General features: G+C 71.4%; 13 protein-coding genes. 4 read left to right on the top strand and 9 right to left on the bottom strand.

Annotated features, from left to right (window positions below):
- The first annotated feature begins 419 nt into the window (after positions 1–419).
- From ACIQVZ_RS37820 to ACIQVZ_RS37805, 4 genes are all read left to right on the top strand, one after another.
- Positions 420–2,207, top strand: coding sequence for a thiamine pyrophosphate-requiring protein (locus ACIQVZ_RS37820; protein WP_402456525.1), 1,788 nt, complete (start codon positions 420–422; stop codon positions 2,205–2,207).
- Between the two features lie 3 nt (positions 2,208–2,210).
- The gene (locus ACIQVZ_RS37815) at positions 2,211–5,270 is read left to right on the top strand and encodes an FAD-binding and (Fe-S)-binding domain-containing protein (RefSeq protein ID WP_402456523.1); all 3,060 of its coding nucleotides are present in this window, start codon (positions 2,211–2,213) and stop codon (positions 5,268–5,270) included.
- 235 nt (positions 5,271–5,505) lie between these two features.
- Complete coding sequence (locus ACIQVZ_RS37810; protein ID WP_402456521.1) at positions 5,506–6,615, top strand: enolase C-terminal domain-like protein; 1,110 nt, start codon at positions 5,506–5,508, stop codon at positions 6,613–6,615.
- A 102-nt stretch (positions 6,616–6,717) separates the two neighbouring features.
- Entirely contained in the window at positions 6,718–8,478 is a 1,761-nt protein-coding gene (locus ACIQVZ_RS37805) for a glycoside hydrolase family 15 protein (RefSeq protein ID WP_402456520.1), read from the top strand.
- Positions 8,479–8,705: 227 nt separating this feature from the next.
- Here the strand turns inward: ACIQVZ_RS37805 and ACIQVZ_RS37800 are convergent, their stop codons facing one another.
- The 9 genes from ACIQVZ_RS37800 to ACIQVZ_RS37760 all read right to left on the bottom strand — a co-directional run bounded on the left by ACIQVZ_RS37800 (position 8,706) and on the right by ACIQVZ_RS37760 (position 18,456).
- A complete protein-coding gene (locus ACIQVZ_RS37800; RefSeq protein WP_402456518.1) occupies positions 8,706–9,518 on the bottom strand; it encodes a class I SAM-dependent methyltransferase in 813 nt (270 codons plus the stop codon).
- Positions 9,519–9,840: 322 nt separating this feature from the next.
- Positions 9,841–10,011 (bottom strand): hypothetical protein, encoded by a 171-nt coding sequence (locus tag ACIQVZ_RS37795; protein ID WP_402456516.1) that lies wholly within the window; start codon positions 10,009–10,011, stop codon positions 9,841–9,843.
- 990 nt (positions 10,012–11,001) lie between these two features.
- Positions 11,002–11,667, bottom strand: a complete 666-nt coding sequence (locus ACIQVZ_RS37790; RefSeq protein ID WP_402456514.1) for a type I-E CRISPR-associated protein Cas6/Cse3/CasE — start codon at positions 11,665–11,667, stop codon at positions 11,002–11,004.
- Positions 11,664–12,434 (bottom strand): type I-E CRISPR-associated protein Cas5/CasD, encoded by a 771-nt coding sequence (gene cas5e, locus ACIQVZ_RS37785; RefSeq protein WP_402456512.1) that lies wholly within the window; start codon positions 12,432–12,434, stop codon positions 11,664–11,666. Before cas5e ends, ACIQVZ_RS37790 begins: the two co-directional genes overlap by 4 nt.
- Positions 12,431–13,651 carry a type I-E CRISPR-associated protein Cas7/Cse4/CasC gene (gene cas7e, locus ACIQVZ_RS37780; RefSeq protein WP_402456510.1) on the bottom strand — a complete coding sequence of 407 codons (1,221 nt, stop codon included), beginning with the start codon at positions 13,649–13,651 and terminating at the stop codon, positions 12,431–12,433. The genes cas5e and cas7e overlap by 4 nt, the downstream gene beginning before the upstream one ends.
- Positions 13,644–14,198: a type I-E CRISPR-associated protein Cse2/CasB gene (casB, locus tag ACIQVZ_RS37775; protein ID WP_402456509.1), complete on the bottom strand. Its 555-nt coding sequence runs from the start codon at positions 14,196–14,198 to the stop codon at positions 13,644–13,646. Before casB ends, cas7e begins: the two co-directional genes overlap by 8 nt.
- Positions 14,195–15,760, bottom strand: coding sequence for a type I-E CRISPR-associated protein Cse1/CasA (gene casA / locus ACIQVZ_RS37770; protein ID WP_402456507.1), 1,566 nt, complete (start codon positions 15,758–15,760; stop codon positions 14,195–14,197). The genes casB and casA overlap by 4 nt, the downstream gene beginning before the upstream one ends.
- Positions 15,761–15,763: 3 nt before the next feature.
- The gene (gene cas3, locus ACIQVZ_RS37765; protein ID WP_402456505.1) at positions 15,764–17,665 is read right to left on the bottom strand and encodes a CRISPR-associated helicase Cas3'; all 1,902 of its coding nucleotides are present in this window, start codon (positions 17,663–17,665) and stop codon (positions 15,764–15,766) included.
- On the bottom strand, positions 17,662–18,456 hold the full coding sequence (locus ACIQVZ_RS37760; protein WP_402456504.1) for an HD domain-containing protein: 795 nt from the start codon (positions 18,454–18,456) through the stop codon (positions 17,662–17,664). Before ACIQVZ_RS37760 ends, cas3 begins: the two co-directional genes overlap by 4 nt.
- Positions 18,457–18,700: the final 244 nt, after the last annotated feature.

The following is an 18,700-nucleotide window of genomic DNA, read 5'->3' as shown; positions in this document are numbered from 1 at the left end:
ACGTCCCCACTCCTGCCCGTACACATGCCCAGATACGAGCCCGCAGCGACTCCTCAGAGCAACACCAAAGAGATGTGTTGATTATCTGCAAGCCCGTAGTAGTCGACTCCGGAGGTCCTTCGGGGGTTGATCAGGCTGCCAGGGCGACGGCGGATTCTTCTTCTCGGTCGGCGGGTGTGTGCCGGTCGAGCCGTGCCATTCTTCGGCGTCGTCCCGACTGGTCGCCGCGCGCCCAGCCGGGGTACCCGCGCGCAGGTGTTTGGCATGGGACTGCTGGCAGCGGCGTCTGAGGTGATACTTCCGAAGTCCCCGGGCGGTCTCACCTGCGGCTGTTTCATCGTGGCTCCAGCGGTTAGCCGTGTTCGCGGGGCCTCTCCGGCGGCTGAGAGGCCAGGGCCGCGCTGTGGAGGAGTTGGGTCATGAAGGTTTCCGACTACGTGTTGGAGCGGCTGCGCGAGTGGGAGGTGGAGTACGTCTTCGCCTTCCCGGGTGACGGGATCAACGGTCTCCTGGCCGCCTGGGGCCGCGCCGAGGATCGGCCGCGGTTCATCCAGGCCCGGCACGAGGAGATGGCGGCCTTCCAGGCCGTCGGCTACGCGAAGTACTCCGGTCGGACCGGGGTGTGCGCGGCGACCTCCGGGCCGGGTGCGATCCACCTGCTGAACGGCTTGTACGACGCGAAGCTCGACCACGTGCCGGTGGTGGCGATCGTCGGGCAGACCGACCGCAGCGCGATGGGCGGCTCCTATCAACAGGAGGTGGACCTGCTGTCCCTGTACAAGGACGTGGCCTCGGAGTACTGCGAGATGGTCACCGTCCCCGCCCAGCTGCCGAACGTGCTGGACCGGGCGATGCGCATCGCGGCGACCCGCCGCACGGTGACCGCGGTGATCATCCCGGCCGATGTGCAGGAGCTCGACTACGAGCCGCCGGCGCACGCGTTCAAGCAGGTCCCCTCCAGCCTCGGCGTTCCGCACTACGCGCCGGTCCCCGCTGAGGAGGACCTGGCGAAGGCAGCGGAGATCCTCAACGCGGGCGAGAAGGTGGCGATGCTGGTCGGGCAGGGCGCTCGAGGTGCCCGTCCCGAGGTCGAGCAGGTCGCCGACCTGCTCGGTGCCGGTGTGGCGAAGGCGCTGCTGGGCAAGGACGCGCTGCCCGACACGCTGCCGTACGTGACCGGGTCGATCGGCCTGCTCGGCACACGGGCGTCGTACGAGATGATGCGGGACTGCGACACCCTGCTCGTGGTCGGCTCCAGCTTCCCGTACACCCAGTTCCTGCCCGATTTCGACCAGGCCAGGGCCGTGCAGGTCGACATCGACCCGTCCATGGTGGGCCTGCGCTACCCGTTCGAGGTCAACCTGGTGGGCGACGCCGGGGAGACGCTGCGTCGGCTGATGCCGATGCTGGACCGCAAGGCTCATGGCGGGTGGCGCAAGACGATTGAGGACAACGCCACCCGTTGGTGGGAGGTGATGCAGCGCCGCGCCGAGGTGTCGGCGGACCCGGTCAACCCGGAGTACGTGGTGCACACCCTGGACGCGCTGCTGCCCGAGAACGCGATGGTGGCGGCGGACTCCGGGTCGGCGGCCAACTGGTACGCCCGCCACCTGCGGTTCCGCGGCGGTATGCGCGGTTCGCTGTCGGGGACGCTGGCGACCATGGGCCCGGGCGTGCCGTACGTGATCGGCGCGAAGTTCGCCCACCCCGACCGGCCGGCGATCGCGATCGTCGGCGACGGCGCGATGCAGATGAACGGCCTCGCCGAGCTGATCACCGCCGCGAAGTACTACCAGGAGTGGTCCGACCCGCGCCTGGTGGTCGCGGTGCTGAACAACCACGACCTGAACCAGGTCACCTGGGAGATGCGGGCGATGCAGGGCGCACCGCAGTTCGAACCTTCGCAGAGCCTGCCCGACGTCCGGTACGCCGATATCGCCCAGCTGCTCGGCCTGCACGGCAGGCGGGTCGAGCGGCCCGAGGACGTGGAGACGGCCTGGCGCCAGGCACTCGCCGCGGACCGGCCGTTCGTCATCGACTTCCGCACCGATCCGGCGGTGCCGCCGATTCCGCCGCACGCCACCTGGGACCAGATCAAGGCCGCCGCCATGTCGGTCCTCAAGGGCGACAGCGACCGGGGATCGGTGCTCCAGCAGGGTGTGAAGGCCAAGATCCAGGAGTTCCTGCCCGGCAACGGAGGGAGCTGACCGGTGACCGGCGGCGAGAGTGTGGATCTGACCGCGCTGGAGCGGGCGCTGAGGGCCGAGGTGGACGGCGAAGTCCGCTTCGACGCGGGCAGCCGCGGGGCGTACGCGACCGATGGTTCCAACTACCGGCAGGTCCCGCTTGGCGTGGTGGTACCGCGCACGGTGGAGGCCGGAGCCGCGACGGTGGCCGTCTGCGCCCGCTTCGAGGCGCCGGTGCTCTCCCGTGGGGGCGGCACCAGCCTCGGGGGGCAGTGCACCAACGAGGCGGTGGTCATCGACTGGACCAAGTACTGCAACCGGCTGGTCTCGGTCGACCCCGAGGCCCGGATCTGCGTGGTGGAGCCCGGCATCGTCCTGGACGAGTTGAATCGTCAACTCGCTTCGCATGGGCTCATGTTCGGGCCGAAGCCGTCTACCCACACGCACTGCGCGCTCGGCGGAATGATCGGTAACAACAGCTGCGGCGCGTCCGCGCAGGCCTACGGCAAGACCGTCGACAACGTCCGCCGCCTCGAGGTGGTCACCTACGAGGGCATTCGGTTCTGGGCCGGGCCCACCAGTGACGAGGAGTACGCGCGGATCGAGGACGCCGGCGGCCCGCTGTTCCGTCTGTACCAGGGGCTGCGGGACCTGACCGGACGCCACCTGGCCGCGATCCGCACGGGCTACCCGAAGATCCCGCGCCGGGTCTCGGGCTACAACCTCGACTCCCTGTTGCCGGAGAACGGCTTCGACGTGGCCCGCGCCCTGGTCGGCAGCGAGGGCACGCTGGTGACCGTCCTGCGGGCAGAGCTGGAGCTGGTCGAGGTGCCGCCCGCGGAGACACTGCTGGTGCTGGGCTTCGACGACATCTACCAGGCCGCCGATGCCGTTCCCGACCTGCTCAAGCACAGCAGGCCCGCCCAGTTGGAGGCCATCGACGGGCGGATGGCGCAGCTGATGCGCGAGGAACACGCCTACCTGGACTCCCTCGAACGCCTGCCCGCGGGTGACAGCTGGCTGCTCCTCCAGTTCACCGGGGACACGAAGGACCAGGCCGACCAACAGGCCGATGAGCTGCTGCGGGCGCTGGGCCGCGAGGAGGACGACGCGTCGGTGGCCTTCTCCGACGATCCGGTGCGGGAGCGGGAGATGCTCAGAGCCCGGGAAGCGGGCCTCGGCGTGACGGCCCGCCCGCCGGACGGCTCCGAGACGTGGGAGGGCTGGGAGGACTCCGCGGTCGCACCGGAGAAGCTGGGCGACTACCTGCGCGACCTGGAGCGGCTCTTCGACCGGTACGGCTACCAACAGGCCTCCCTTTACGGGCACTTCGGTCAGGGCTGTGTGCACACCCGGATCCCGTTCGAGCTGCGCGAGGGCAAGGGCATCGAGGCGTTCCGGGCGTTCCTGTTCGACGCCGCCGACCTGGTGGCCTCCTACGGCGGGTCGCTGTCGGGCGAGCACGGCGACGGGCAGGCCCGCGGTGAACTGCTGCCCCGGATGTTCGGACAACCCCTCGTCGATGCGATGGGGGAGCTGAAGACACTGTTCGACCCCGGCAACCGGATGAACCCCGGCAAGGTCGTGCACCCACACCGCGTGGACGACAACCTGCGCCTGGGCGCGCGGTGGCGCCCCGAGCCGCAGCAGACGCACTTCGCCTTCGCCGACGACGGCAACGACTTCGGGCAGGCGGTGCTGCGCTGCGTGGGCATCGGCAACTGCCGCACCCACCAGGGCGGAGTCATGTGCCCCTCCTACCGGGCCACCGGCGAGGAGGAGCACTCCACCCGCGGCCGGGCCCGGCTGCTGTTCGAAATGCTCGGCGGCCACGAAGATTCGCCGGTCACCGGCAGCTGGCGTTCCACCGAAGTCCGCGACGCACTCGACCTGTGCCTGGCCTGCAAGGGCTGCAAGTCCGACTGCCCGGTCGGGGTCGACATGGCCACCTACAAGGCCGAGTTCCTCGCCCACCACTACCAGGGCCGGCTGCGCCCGGCCGCCCACTACGCGATGGGCTGGCTCCCGCTGTGGGCACGGCTGGCCCGGACCGCGCCGGCCCTGGCCAACGCCGCGCTGCACGCCCCCGGCCTCGCACGGCTGGGAAAGCGGCTGGCAGGCATCGACCCGCGACGCGACGCACCCCTGTTCGCCGCCGAGTCGTTCCAGGAGACCTGGCACCGCTGCGGCAGGTCCCGGCCCGATCCGCGCGACCCGCGGACCGTGCTGCTCTGGCCGGACACCTTCACCAACCACTTCCACCCGCACATCGCCGCCGCCGCGGTCCGCGTGCTGGAGGACGCCGGCTTCCAGGTCGCCGTGCCGGACGGGCCGGTGTGCTGCGGCCTGACGTGGATCTCCACCGGTCAGCTCGCCACCGCCCGCCGCATCCTGAAACGCACCACACGAACCCTGCGGCCGTGGCTGGAGGCCGGCACGCCGATCATCGGGCTCGAACCCTCCTGCGCCGCGGTGTTCCGCACCGACGCCCCCGAACTGCTCGCCGGTGACCAGGACATCATCCGCCTCGCGGAGCAGACCCGGACCTTCGCCGAACACCTCGTCAACCACGCCCCCGACGGCTGGCAACCGCCCAGGATCAGCCGGTCGGCGACGGTACAGACGCACTGCCACCAGCACGCCGTCCTCGGCACCGACCCGGACCGCGAACTCATGCGCCGCGCGGGCCTGGACGCCGACGTGCTCGACGAGGGCTGCTGCGGCCTGGCCGGGAACTTCGGCTTCGAACAGGGGCACTACGACCTGTCGATGACCATCGCCGAACAGGGCGTGCTGCCCGCCGTGCGCGACACCGCCCCCAGCGCCTTCGTCCTGGCCGACGGCTTCAGCTGCCGCACCCAGATCGACCAGGCCGACACCGGCCGCGAAGCCCTGCACCTGGCCGAAGCCCTCGCCCTGGCCCTGGACGGACCACCGCCCGGCGACCACCCCGAGAAGGCCGCCCCGCGCCCCAAGTCGCGCCCCGCGCCAGCCCGCATGCTGGCCGCAGGCGTGGCGGGCACGGTGACCGGCCTGGCGGCGGGCGCTGTCCTCGCCGCCCGGCACCGCGCCAGGAGGAGGTGAGCACCATGGACTCCCTACACGAGCGGCCCCATCACGAGACCCGCGTCGATGCGAGCATCGACGACCGCCGCCGACGCACACCGATCACCCGTCTCGAAGACGCCTGCGGTCCGGCCGGGCGGGAACAGGACGGGCGCCGCGCCGATGAGCGCGACGCAGGCAGCGAGCCAATCGGTCTCCGATTCCCTGCCGGCCCCGGGGCCTTCCTGGCCCCGCGCACGGCCGGAGCGGCGTCATGACCACCCCCACCGCCCCGATCATCGAGGACCTGCACGTGCAGGTCCTCGACTTCCCCACCGACGCCCCGGAGGCCGACGGCACCCTCGCCTGGGACTCCACCACCATGATCCTGGTGCACGCCCGCTGCGGCAGTACCACCGGCCTGGGCTGGACCTACGGCGCCCCCGCCACCGCTCACGTGATCACCGGACAACTCCGGGACCTGGTGGTCGGCCACGCGGCCTTCGACGTCCCGGCCGCGAACGAGGCGATGAGCCGCGCGATGCGCAACGCCGGGCGGCCCGGCCTGGTCGCCGGCGCGATCTCCGCCGTTGACATCGCCCTGTGGGACCTCAAGGCCCGCCTGCTCGCCCTGCCCCTGGCCGACCTGCTCGGCCGGGCCCGCAGCGAGGTGCCCGTCTACGGCAGCGGCGGCTTCACCACCTACGAGCACCGCCGGCTCGCCGAGCAGCTCGACGGCTGGGCCGAGCAGGGCCTCACCCAATTCAAGATCAAGATCGGCGAGAGGTGGGGCGCCGGGGAACGACGCGACCTGGAACGCACCGAACAGGCCCGCTCACTGGTGGGCGACGACGCCGAGCTGTACGTCGACGCGAACGGCGCCTACACCCGCAAGCAGGCCGTCCGCGTCGGACGGACCCTGGCCGGCCTGGGAGTGAGCTGGTTCGAGGAACCAGTCTCCTCCGACGACCTGACCGGCCTCGCCCTCGTCCGCGACGCCGTCACCGCCGACGTCGCCGCCGGCGAGTACGGCTACGACCTGCCCTACTTCGCCCGCATGGCCCCGGCCGTCGACTGTCTGCAGGCAGACGCCACCCGCTGCGGCGGCATCACGGTCTGGCTGCGCACCGCCGCCCTCGCCCAGGCACACGGCCTCCAGCTGTCCGGGCACTGCGCCCCGCACGTCCACACCCACGCCGCCGCCGCGATCCCCAACCTGCGCCACCTGGAGTGGTTCCACGACCACGTCCGGATCGAGGACCTCCTGTTCCAGGGGGCGCTCAGTCCCGGCGGCGGATCGGTGCGCCCGGGCCGGGGCGGACGGCCTGGCCTGGGCCTGACGGTTCGCCCCGAGGTGGCGCGCCGATTCCGCGTCCGAATGTGATGACGACGGCGGCCCCACAACCCCGACCGCAGCGCCCCGGGCGAACCGGCAGCGCGGCCTCACCGCGCCCGCGGGCAACCCCGACCCGAAGGAGCCGAGACCTTGACCCGCTACGCCGACGGCCCGCCCGACCCTCATACCCTGCGCGACTACGCGCTGCTCGCGGACGGCGAGCGCGGCGCCCTGGTGGGCCCGCGCGGCGACGTCGTGTGGCTGTGCGCGCCCACCTGGGACAGCGACGCCGTCTTCTCCGCCCTCATCGGCGGCCACGGCTGGTACACCGTCACCCCTACGGCGCCGTCCGTCTGGGGCGGCTACTACGAGAGCGGCAGCCTCATCTGGCGCAGCCGCTGGACCACCACCAGCGGCATCGTCGAGTGCCGCGAAGCCCTCGCCTTTCCCGGCGACCCCCACCGCGTCGTGCTGCTGCGCCGGATCCTGGCCGTCGACGGCGACGCCGGCCTCGATGCGAACCTGCACCCCGCAGCCGGCTTCGGCGCCCACCGGCTGCGCCAAGTGCGTCGGGACGGGCAGGGACGCTGGACGGCCCGGGCCGGGGAGCTGTACCTGCGCTGGAGCGGGGCACCGGACGCCCGGCGCGGCGACGCGGCCCTGCACGCCACGCTGCGGGTGGAGCCCGGAGCCAGCCATGACCTGGTCCTGGAGATCTCCGACCGGCCGCTGCCGCCCCCGGAGCCAGCCGATGTGCTGTGGCGCTCCACCGAGGCGGCCTGGGAGGCACGCGTGCCCGACCTCGCGAGCACACTCGGCCAGCGCGACGCCCGGCACGCCTACGCGGTCCTCGCCGGCCTGACCGGCCCCGGCGGCGGCACGGTGGCCGCAGCCACCACCAGCCTGCCCGAACGCGCGGAACAGGGCCGCAACTACGACTACCGATACGTGTGGATCCGCGACCAGGCCTACATCGGCCAGGCCGCCGCCGCCGCCGGAGCGCACCGACTGCTGGACGACTCCACGCGTTTCGTCACCGCCCGCCTGCTCGAACACGGCCCGGCGCTCGCGCCCGCCTACACCGCCACCGGCGCGAGGGTGCCCGACCAGCGCACCCTGGACCTGCCCGGCTACCCCGGCGGCTTCGACGTGGTCGGCAACCACGTCAACCGCCAGTTCCAACTGGACGTGTTCGGCGAGTGCCTGCTGCTACTGGCCGCCGCCGCCCGCCACGACCGGCTCGACGCGGACGGCTGGCACGCCGCCCTCACCGCCGCCGACGTGATCGCCACCCGACACCGCGAGCCGAACGCCGGCATCTGGGAACTGCACGACGACCGCTGGGCGCACAGCCGCCTGACCTGCGCCGCCGGGCTGCGCGCTATCGCCGCCGCAGCACCGCGCGCCGACGGCGGGCGCGCCGCAGGCTGGGAGGCACTGGCGGACGCGATCGTCGCCGAGACCTCCGCCGACTGCCTGCATCCCACCGGCCGGTGGCAGCGCTCCCCGAGCCGGACAGGCGTCGACGCGGCCCTGCTGCTGCCCGCGATCCGCGGCGCCGTGCCTGCCGACGACCCCCGCACCACCGCCACCCTGAACGCCGTGCGCGCCGACCTCGCCCAGGACCACTACGTCTACCGGTTCCGCCACGACCAGCGGCCCCTCAAGGACGCGGAAGGGGCGTTCCTGCTGTGCGGGTTCGTCATGGCCCTGGCCGAGCACCAGCAGCACAACGACGTCCAGGCGGTGCGCTGGTTCGAACGCAACCGCGCCGCCTGCGGACCCGCCGGCCTGTACGCGGAGGAGTTCGACGTCGCCCAGCGCCAGCTACGCGGCAACCTGCCCCAGGCCTTCGTCCACGCTCTGATGCTCGAAGCCGCCGTCCGTCTGGCGCGGGTTCCCCAGTCCTGAACCGGTGCCCCACCCGTACTGATGAGCATCTGCGAAAGCAAAAACGGCCAGGCTCGCTCCCGATTCCCCACTTGGTCGAGCGTGCATCGAAGGCCGGACTCGCCCGTCCCCGTGGGGTCCGGTGCGGACAGTCGTCGGCGGCCCCACCCGGACGGTTTGTCCGGCCCAGCCCCTCGAACGGCCAGCGGGATGACTGCGGCTACTGGCGAGCAGTACCGGGCCAGCCGTTATCGATGGGATGGATCGTGGTCTGAGGCTGTAGCACGGGCGGCGATAACCGCCTCTGTACGGACGCGCTCGTCAAACGGTCCGCCGTCGGGAGCGAAGGTGTTCAGGGCCTGGCGGAGGTCATCCTCGAAGGCCGCCCGGTCGGGGCCGAGTGCGGCCGGGCTGGTGAAGCTGTAGGAGAGCTGAAGACCGACGATCTCGTCCACGCTGCGGCTGACCGTCCGGTCCCAGTGGACCTCCTCGATCCGGGAGAACGGTGAGCGGAGCAGGACATCCTGGTGACGCACGTCGGGGTACCCGGCCGGCCCGGATCCCCGCAGGCGCTCCAGGTCCAGATGGCGACGACGGACCGCCTCGACCACGCGCAGCCAGGGTGGCGGTTCGAGGTCGTCGTGCTGGGCGCCGCAGGTCGCCAGTACCACCGCACCCCCGGGCTCGATCAGGCTGTCCAGGTCGCGTAGCAGCCGTTCCCGGTCCGTCCAGTGGAAGGAGGCTCCCATCACCGTCAGCAGCACCGGTCCCACGTCCATCGCGAGCAGCGTGTCGGAGCTTCCGAGTCGCCAGTCGATACCGGTCACCCCTGCCCGGGCGGCGAGCCGGCGGCCCTCGGAGAGCATGGCAGGCTCCGGATCGACGGCGATCACCTCGCGCAGGAGGGGAGCCAGCGGCAGCGTGAGCGCCCCGCTGCCCGCCCCCAGGTCCAGCACGCGCTGGGAGCCGTCCAGAGAGAAACGCCAGCCGAGCAGGGCGAACAGGCGGGGATCGTACGCGGGCCGGAACCTCGCGTAGTACGGCACTGTCGAGGCAAACAACCTACCAGGAGAAGGCTTCACAGCTCCATTGAAGACCACCCACCAGCGCGGGCCGATCCGGCCACCATGATCAATCTCGGCGTTGACAGCTGTCCAGCCTCCTACTCGCGGCTGGCAACGGGCCTCCTGGTGGCCAATCCAGTGAGCAGGTCTGCCTCGTACCCCGAGCAGGCGGTGGGGATTCGTTTCCAACGAGCTTCAGCTGAGGTCAGAGGTTGTCCCAGTAACGGGTCCTCACGGTCGTACGGGCCCCAGCTCGGCGATCAAGTCACAGGGGCAGGTACCGCCCTCGTACAGCTCACCGTCGCACTCGTCGTGGTGCTCACGCCTCGCCGCCGCGGTACTGGACCGCGACCCGCGCCTGGCCGGCGGGGAAGGCGGTGGTGACGACGGTCAGCTCGCCGGTGATGCAGCCGACCTCCTCGGTCATCACTGCGCCGGGCCCGGCGGTCACGTGCTCCAGGTACCGCTCAGCGGCCGACGGTGTGGTCACTGGCCGTAGGTGTCGAGAGGAGTTGGCGTACAGGGTGCACAGGGGGGGGGCACACCCCCGGCCGAGCGGGGCAGACCCGAGCGCGCACAGGCTGGCGAAGATGAGCCAGGGCACACCCCCGGCTGCGCGGGGCGGACTTCGCCGCGCTGCTGGTCTACGGCTTCGTCCACGGCACACCCCCGGCCGAGCGGGGGCAGACTCCAAAAGCGAGGACCTGCTGATCCCGTTCCTGGGCACACCCCCGGGCGCGCGGGGCGGACGTCCACCTCGACCTGGACGAAGCCGGAAATGTCGGCACACCCCCGGCCGAGCGGGGCGGGCCCGTCCTGGACCTTGAGGAGCTCGTGCAGCGCCGGTACACCCCCGGCCGCAGGGCGGACTTCGCCGCGCTGCTGGTCTACGGCACGCCCTCGGCCGAGCGGGGCGAACGCCCTGGACACGGAAACTACGGGCCTCGACGTCGGCACACCCCCGGCCGCGCGGGCGGGCCGTCCGCACAGGTCGTCCTCGTGTCAGCGCGTGGGCACACCCCCGGCCGCGCGGGGCAGACCGCGGCGCGGTGGCCGAAGTCGTGTGACTGGGTGGGCACACTCCCGGCCGCGCAGGAGGATGAGGCGCACCATGGCGAGCTTGGTGATGTCGGCGGGCACACCCCCGGCCGCGCGGGGCGGACTCCGGCACGCGAAGGTGATCGGGCCGGAGGGCAGACACACCCCCGGCCGCGCGGGGCGGACACGGTGGTGGTCAAGGTCTTGACCCTTCGGGTGGACACACCCCCGGCCGCGCGGGGCGGACCGGTGCGCGTACTGCTTCAAGCCGCTGCGCCGGGACACACCCCCGGCCGCGCGGGGCGGACCCGTGCCGATCCGCTCTGCCGACTCCGACTCGAGACACACCCCCGGCCGCGCGGGGCGGACACTTCGTGAGCTGCGGTGTTTCGGGTGGATCGGCGTTTTTCTGTTCAGTTGTCAAGGAGCTGGATTCGCTTGGTTAGTTGGGTGGGGCGAGGGTGAGGAGGCCGGCGCCGAAGGCTTTGGAGCGTCCGATGCCTTGGAGGATGGCGGTGCGGAGGTGGGTGGGGTCGGTGATGGTGGCGAGTCCGTCGTAGCGGGTGAGGGGTAGGCGCATGTGGGGGTTGTGGTCGGCGACGCCGGTGACGGGGGTGAGTTGGAAGGTGGTGGTGGTGTAGGGGTCGAGGCCGAGGTCGGGGGCGCGGCGGGTCCACCAGTGGGTGACGTCGGGGCCGGTGCAGGGGATGCGGTTGCGTAGGGGTTTTCCGGTGTTCTTGTCGCGGGCCCAGTGGACCGGGCTGGCGGTGAGGCGGTAGTGGACGTGTTGGCCGGTGGCGAGGTGGTCGAGGTAGGGGCCGAGTTCGGTGGTGCGGGCGGTGCCGTAGTGGTCAGGGAGGGTGGTGAGGTCGGGCGGATCGGTGGACTGGATGAGGAGTTTCAGGCCGGTGCGGTTGGTGTCGAGGCGCCAGAGGAGTCCGAGGTCGGGGCGGGGGCCGGTGGCGCTGCTCCTGGGGGCGGTGTAGCCGTCGGGCAGGAAGAGGCGTTCGGTGCGGCGGTGGAAGCCGAGTCCGCCGTGGCGTAGGTCGGCTTGGACGTCGCGTGAGGCGGTGTTGAGCCGGATTTCGGTGAGGTGGGCGGTGGTCATGATCGTGGCTTCGGGGTGTCGGTGGAGTGCGGCGGGCCGTAGCGGAATTCGTGGAGCGTTGTGTAGCGGGGGGCTGCGCCGCGGCCGGAGCAGAGTTCGGCCGGCAGGGTGAGGGTGGAGCGGGCGAGGGCGCGTTCGGCGAAGTGGCGGGCGCCGTGGGGGTCGTCGTTGAGGGTATGGGTGACGCGTGGGTCATCGGGGGTGATGGTGGCAATGACGTAGATGGTCACGGAGTCGTCGGTGCGGGGTTTCTGTCGGTCGAGTGGGGTGGTTTTGAGGAGGTGGGTGACGCTTCCCTGGTGGATGCCGAGGTTGTAGGGCTCGGTCGGGGGGCAGGCTCGGCGTCCGAGGTAGGGCGGGTGGACGGGGTGGTCGAGGGCGTCGGAGACCTTGCGTAGGAGGGCGGCAGGTCCGGTGAGGATGACGGTGAAGGCGGCGTCGGCGAGGTAGGCGCGGCGGGTGATGACCGCTCCGGTGCGCAGGTGGCCGTTCGCGCAAGGGACGACTTCGGTGCGGCTCTGGCCGCCGATGGTCTGGTAGTCCTGCATCGGGGTTCCTGGCCGGTCGATGCGGACGGTGAGGTCGAGGGCGGTGAGGGGGCCGGGGGCTTCGCTGCGGGATTGGCCGAGAGCTGCTCCGAGGAGTCCGAGGACTCCGGAGCGGGTGGGGTGGGTGGCGGTGTCGCGGTAGTCGGCGAAGCCCCCGCGCACTCCCCAGGACTGCATGGGTGCGGTGAGTCGCAGGACGAGCGCTTGGCGGGTGCTCATGGTGTCTTCCCGAAGGCGGCGTCGAGGGCGGATTCGGTGGCCTGTTCGTAGGCGTCGACGCGGGTTCCGAGGCCGGGGAGTTTGGTGGTGCCGGTGTAGGCGTGGACGGAGTGCAGGAGGCCTCGGCCGGCGGTCAGACGCTGGATGGTTTTGGCGTACTCGGACAGGCGGGCGATGGAGGCGTCGACGTGGCCGTGGCGGCCGGTGACGGGGTCGTCGAAGGCGGTGGAGAGGTTGACGGGCCGGTCGGTGCGTACGGCTAGGTGGACCAGGTCGGGCATGGTCCAGGCGGCCGAGGAGGTTTGTCCGGTCTTCGGCAGGGTGTGGATGAACCCGTCGATGTAGCTGCGGCAGATCTCGCGTGCGAGGGCGTGGTCGTTGTCGATGGCCTCGGCGAACGTCTGCAGGTCGATGGTGGAGAACATGTAGAACGTGCCGGCGACGAGGCGCCGGTCGCCGATGAGGCCGACGGCGGGCGCGTCCTTGGTTTTGGCGGCGTAGTCGTCGACCGCGACGAAGAAGTCGATCTCGATGTCCGCTTCGTGGGTGGTGAAGGCGGAGGCGACTTGGACACAGGCGTCGCGTTCGGCACCGTCGATCTCCATGAGGGTCCGGCCGAGCAGGGCGATCGAGGCGTTGGCGCCGGCGAGCAGTCCTTCGAGGTCGGCCGGGTCGGTGACGGTGCCGGCCTCGTCCTTCGCCTTTGACTTGGCGGTCGCGCGCTGGGGCTTAGTGGTGCCGGCTTCGGCTTCCTTGAGGGCGATCTCGTAGTCGTGCTTGCGGCGGGCGGCGGTGTCCGCCATGCGGTGGGCCGTGGTGGTGGGGGTGTAGATGAAGGCCGCGGTGGAGAGCGGGTCCTTGGCCTGGAGGTCGTCGGCTGAGCTGCCCAGGGACATGTGGCCGCCGGAGGCCGCGGTGAAGAGGTCTCGTGCCGCGAAGGTCGCGAGGTCCTCGGTCCATCCTTCTGCCCGGACCAGCAGGTCGCGGACTTCGTGGACGAGGCGACGGGTGCGCTCGGCCTCCTGGTCCGGGAACTCCTGCTCGATGTGCTTGCGTACGGGGCGCTTCTTGGACGGGGGGCTGATGCGGGCGCGGGTGACTCCGCCGAGCACGACGGACTTCGGGGTGCCGTCGCCGTCCAGGTTCAGTCCGGACAGCGGGAGGGTCTGGATGACGTGGATGTCCAGGAAGGCTGCGGGGAGTTGGGTGTCATTCATGATCGTCGTTTCTCTCTTGGTGGTCGTGTCGGGAGATGGTGCGGAAGTAGTCCTGTTGCCAGGTGGTGCAGGTCCGGGGGCCGTTGAAGTACCAGGTTTCGAGTTCGCTGAGGAGACGGGCCCAGTCGAGGGGGACGCCCGCGCTCTCGGTGAGGCGGACGGCACCGCGAAGGTCGCCGTACGGGCCGTCGGGGTTCGGGCGTACGAGCCGGTTCAGCTGGTGTTTCGTGGTGGCGCGTGACATGTGTGCCGATGCGTGGCCCAGTGCGGTGCCGATGCTGGTGCGCGAGCCGGTGCCGGAGCGGTTCGCGGTGCTCATCAGGGCGGCGACGGTGTAGTAGGCGCGCTGGCGGCTCGGGTGCAGGCCGGGGGGCAGCCAGGGGGCGACGTACTGGTGCATGGGGCCGGGGGGCTGCTGGCTGGGCCAGTGGCCGAGGCCGCTGGCCAGGGCCCTGCGCGCGGCCGGATCGGTGGTGATCACGTGTGTGATGTGGTCGACGAAGTTGGCTGCGCGGGTTCGGCGTGGCTCGGCTTCGGTGGTGGTCATGGCGGGGTCCTTCTCGGGGGCAGGGGGAGGCGGGCGCGGGCCCGGGCGACGCGTTCGCCGGCGGACGGGTTACGGGTGAGGTCAGCGGTGAGCTGGTCGAAGGCGTCGAGTGCGGCCACTCGCATGTGGCGTGTGGCGTCGTCGAGTCGATGGGTGTCGTAGAGGTGCCAGAAGCTGCTCTCGGCGCGGGTCCAGAAGTGCAGGCCGATACGGGCGGCGCGGGCTGGTGCGTCGGCGGGCCGGTCGTTGAAGGCCTCGGCCAGGGCGTTGTCGAGGTGCCAGCCGGCGAGGTCGGCTTCGTGCACGGCCGCGCTGATGAGCCGGGCGCCTTCGGGATCGCGTGCGGCGGTGTGGGCGAGCAGCGGTGGTGTCGTGGTGGTCCACCACTGACGGTCGTTGGTCTTGTCGCGTTCCTGTTCGGCTCCGACCACACGCAGCCGCAGGGTGTCGATGATCTCGTCGGGGATGTGGTCGCAGGAGGCCAGGACCAGGGGTCGGCTCGGTGCTCGGCGGGCGCGTTCCGGCTCGGTGGCGGGGTCGTTGAGCAGGACGTCGAGGTCGCGAAACAGCTGCCGGCCGCCGTCGCCCTTCACCGCGGAGGAGCGCGCGCCGCTCGTCTTGGTGCGCCGGTAGGAGAGGTACGGGTCGGGGAAGGGTTCGACGTGCTCCTCGGCCGTGCTCGGTTTGTGGGGAGGGTTGCGGGCGCCCCAGGTCAGGTAGCAGTCGGTGGCGGAGCCGCCGTCGGGGCTCGGGAGGAGCAGGATCGCGTGCCGGGTGCGGCCGGTGAGCAGGGAGACCGGGCCCGCGGGCGAGGGCGGAGGCCGTGTCGGGTCGGCGCGCGCGGCGTTCTCCCAGGGAGCGAGGTCGAGCTCGTCGCGGATGGTGTCGGGTGCGGTGAGGTGGGCCAGGAGTGTGGTGTGCAGGTCGGGGCCGATGGGGTGGTAGCCGACGGTGCCGCGCAGCACAGCGGACATGCACCCGGCCTGAGTGTTCACGGGGCCGTGGGCACGGGTGCTCAGGGTGCCTCCGGTTCCGTAGTAGGTCCACATCAGCAGCTGCAGCGCGGCCTCCGCGGAGGGTACCGGCGCTTTCGGGCCCCCGGAGTCCGTAGCCTCGAACCAGGGTCGGGCGCTGCCGACGGCGCGTCCGATCACCAGCTTGCCGATCCCCGAGGTGTGCGGGCATTCCTCGGCCAGCCGAGGATCCTGGAACGCCGGGTAGCGCCGGTGGTAGAGGAACAGGTGCGGGGCGACCTTGCGGAAGTACCGGTCGACGGTCCTGGGGTCGAAGCCGGAGCCGAACTGGGCGTTGCGCCGCCGGTACCAGGAGGCGGTGGTCTCGCCTGGGCGCAGGCGGTCCAGGCCGGTGACGCGGTAGGCGATGGCGGCGGCGACGCGGTAGAAGGCGCCGTAGGCGATCGGGTAGGGCAGGGTGAGGTCCGCGATCAAGGACGCGTCGGCGATCATCTCGTGCAGGCCGATGAGTCGGGTGGTGCCGTCGCGGTAGCGGCAGCCGATCCAGGGCCCGTGGGCCAGGTCGAGGTCGTGGAGCGGGGCGGTCATCGTCTACTCCTCCGGGGTCGGAGGTCGGGCCACCAGACCCAGGTAGCGGTCGTAGAACAGGGTCCAGCCCGCGGCATGCACCGGGGTGCCGGGGGCTGGGTGTACGAGCAGGACGAGCGGTCCCAGGCGTTTGTCGCCTGCCCAGCCGGCGGGTGGGGCCGCGTCCGGGCCCAGGTGCTTTTGCCACGTGGCGTGCCGGGTGGAGACGAGGCGGTCGCGGATCGGGTCCAGGTCGTCCGGCAGCCGGGCCGGCAGGGGGAGGTCGGTGTCGGGTTCCAGGGAAAGGTGCCCGTGCGGTCGGTGCCACAGCGGGAGGACCTGGACGCTGTCGAGCCGGTAGCGGGTGGCAGCTTCCTGGTCGGTGCCGGACAGGTCGGTCAGGTCGAACAGGTCCACCAGCTTCCGGGGATGCGGGATGAGCACCGGGCGGGCCGCCTCCGCCATGGCGCGCTCGACGTCCTGGTGGGACAGCACGTCCTTGTCCAGGCTGTCGCCGTTCAGCCGCTCGGCGAGCGCCTCCAGCAGGGGCTGCACGTCGCCGGGCTCCGTGATCTCTCCGGGCTTCTCCAGCAGTTCACGGCTGGCCCTCATCACGGCGGTGCTGTAGATCGACTCCCAGCGTCCGTCGTCGGGAAGTCCTTCGTCGGTGAGCGGGACCAGTCCGGTGATCGGCACGCGGACGCGGCGGTGGTGGTCGTGGCGGCGGCCACGACCCGCCCGCTGGATGATCGTCGGCAGCGGTGCCAGGTCCGTGACCACGTGGTCCAGGTCCAGGTCCAGCGACTGCTCGCACACCTGGGTCGTCACGAGCACCGCGCGCCGAGGACGCTTCACGCGTCGCCTGCCGAAGGCGCGCTCGACGATCGTGGTGGCGCCCGCGCGGTCCATCTCGCGGTAGCGCGCGTGGACGAGGAAGATCTCGACGTCTGCCGGCAACAGCCGTCGGAGCGCCAGCGCGGTGTTCTGCGCGGAGTCGACGGTGTTGCACACCGCCAGCACACACGATCGCGTCCGGCTGCCGGTGAACAGCTCCGCCACGATTCGGGCACGGGCCCGGTCGCAGTCGGGGATCACGTTCCGGCGTGTCGCACGATGCGAGCCCGGGAGACCGACCAGCCGCACGTCCAGTGCCCTCTCCCGCCCGGCATCGACCGGCCCCACCACGGTGGGGTGGCCGGTCTCGCCGTCGATGTGGAACCACCCCGGGTAGGCGGGCTCGAAGTCGGGCAGCTCGACACCGGGCGCGGACCCGGACAGGTAGGCCGAGGCGAGATCGCGGGCGAGCGCGCGGGGGAGGGTCGCCGACATCAGGACGACCGGCACACCGAGCGCGCCCCACCAGGCCAGGACGGTGCGCAGCAGGCTCTGCATGTAGGGGTCGTAGACGTGGCATTCGTCCACGATCAGCACCTTGCGGGTCAGGCCGCCCATCCTGAGGAGGTTGTGCCGGATCCTCAGGACCGCCAGAAGCACTTGGTCGATCGTCGAGACGGTCACGCCGGCCAGCACCGGTCGGCCGCGTCCGTAGAGGAACTCCGGTGCGGTCGTCACCACCGCGGCCTCGTCGCCGTTGTGGCTGAGCACGACGTTCTGCCCGGTGTGCCCGCTACGGCTGTGGGCCAGCGTCACCGGCGACGATGCGGCCAGCGCGCGGCGAGTCCAGTCCAGGACCCGCGCGTGTGCCGAGTCGGTGGTGGCGGTGGTGGGAAGCGCCAGATGGAGTCCCATCCGTAGCCCTCCGAGCCACCGCGCGACCCACAGGGCCCCTTCCGTCTTCCCCGTCCCGGTGGGCCACATCAGCACCACCATCCCTGCCCGGCCCGGGACGGCGCAGATGGGCAGCAGACGCAGCAGCGATGCCTGCAGCCGATTCGGCTCGAAATCGAACCAGTCCTTGAACGTCATGACAGCGGTGTCTCCTTCCACTCCGGCAGGCCCAGGCCGGCGGTCTCCACCAACCGTGGGCCGGCTGCCAGCGCCCGCTCCCAGTGCGCCTCCACCACCGGCGGACCAACCGCGCCCAGGTGCTTCAACTGGTCGACCACGAAGGTCAGTTGTGAAGCAAGCCAGTCCGCGAGCACAACCGCCTCGCCCGCCAGCACCGCGGTCTCCACCGACAGCACCTGCGGCGGCGTCGGCCTCCCCACAGCCTCGGCGACCACCATCAGGTGAGCAGCCCGCTGCTCCTCCCACCGGCCTCCTCCCAACAGCCCTGGAACCAGGGCCGGATGGCGAAGGTAGTCACGGTGGGGCTGCGGGAAGATCCGACCGTGGTGGCCGCCGAGCAGCTGGGCGAGCCGGCGTGCCGGTGACGCCACGGGCAGGCCGTCGCCCGTGCTGTCGTACCCGTACGCTGGGAGTCGCGCGGCGAGGATGAGCTGGGTGCACTCGCCGTGGGACAGCCCTCGGGCCGCGGACGGCAGGACGGGGTAGCGCCTCAGCAGGGCGAACGCCGCAGGAGCCAGGGTCTGGAAGTTTCCGATCTTGCCCAGGTCGTGCCAGCCCGCCCAGCAGGCGAGCAGGGACCGGGCGCGCTGCCGGTCGGCCGTGGAGTCGGGGTCCAGGCCCAACCCCGCCGTGAAGATGCGTTGTTGACCTTCGGAGAGGTGCAAGTCCCATAGGGCCAGACAGACAGCAACCGTGTCCAGCAGGTGGGCAAAGACGGGATAGGTCAGGCCATCCGGCAGTCCGTCCATCTTCGACCAGAGTACGCCGTCTACGTCCAGCTTTGAAGAGGAATGGGATAAGACATCACCAATACCCATACTTCGAGCATAGGTCTGCCGCTCGACCCTCAACAGCCCCCCCGGACACAGGGCGACGCGCCTGCACCTGTCGGCGCCAGTTGGCCACGACAGCTGCCAGCCTGGCGACTTCGCCACTGGTCAGGAGCGCGTGAACTCGTTGTGCCGAGCCGCTGCAAGCGCCCTGGATTGCCCG

Source organism: Kitasatospora sp. NPDC098663, from assembly GCF_044760075.1.
Taxonomy (GTDB): Bacteria; Actinomycetota; Actinomycetes; order Streptomycetales; family Streptomycetaceae; genus Kitasatospora.
Note: the sequence above shows the minus strand (reverse complement) of the source record. Positions and strands in the feature narration are given on the sequence as shown.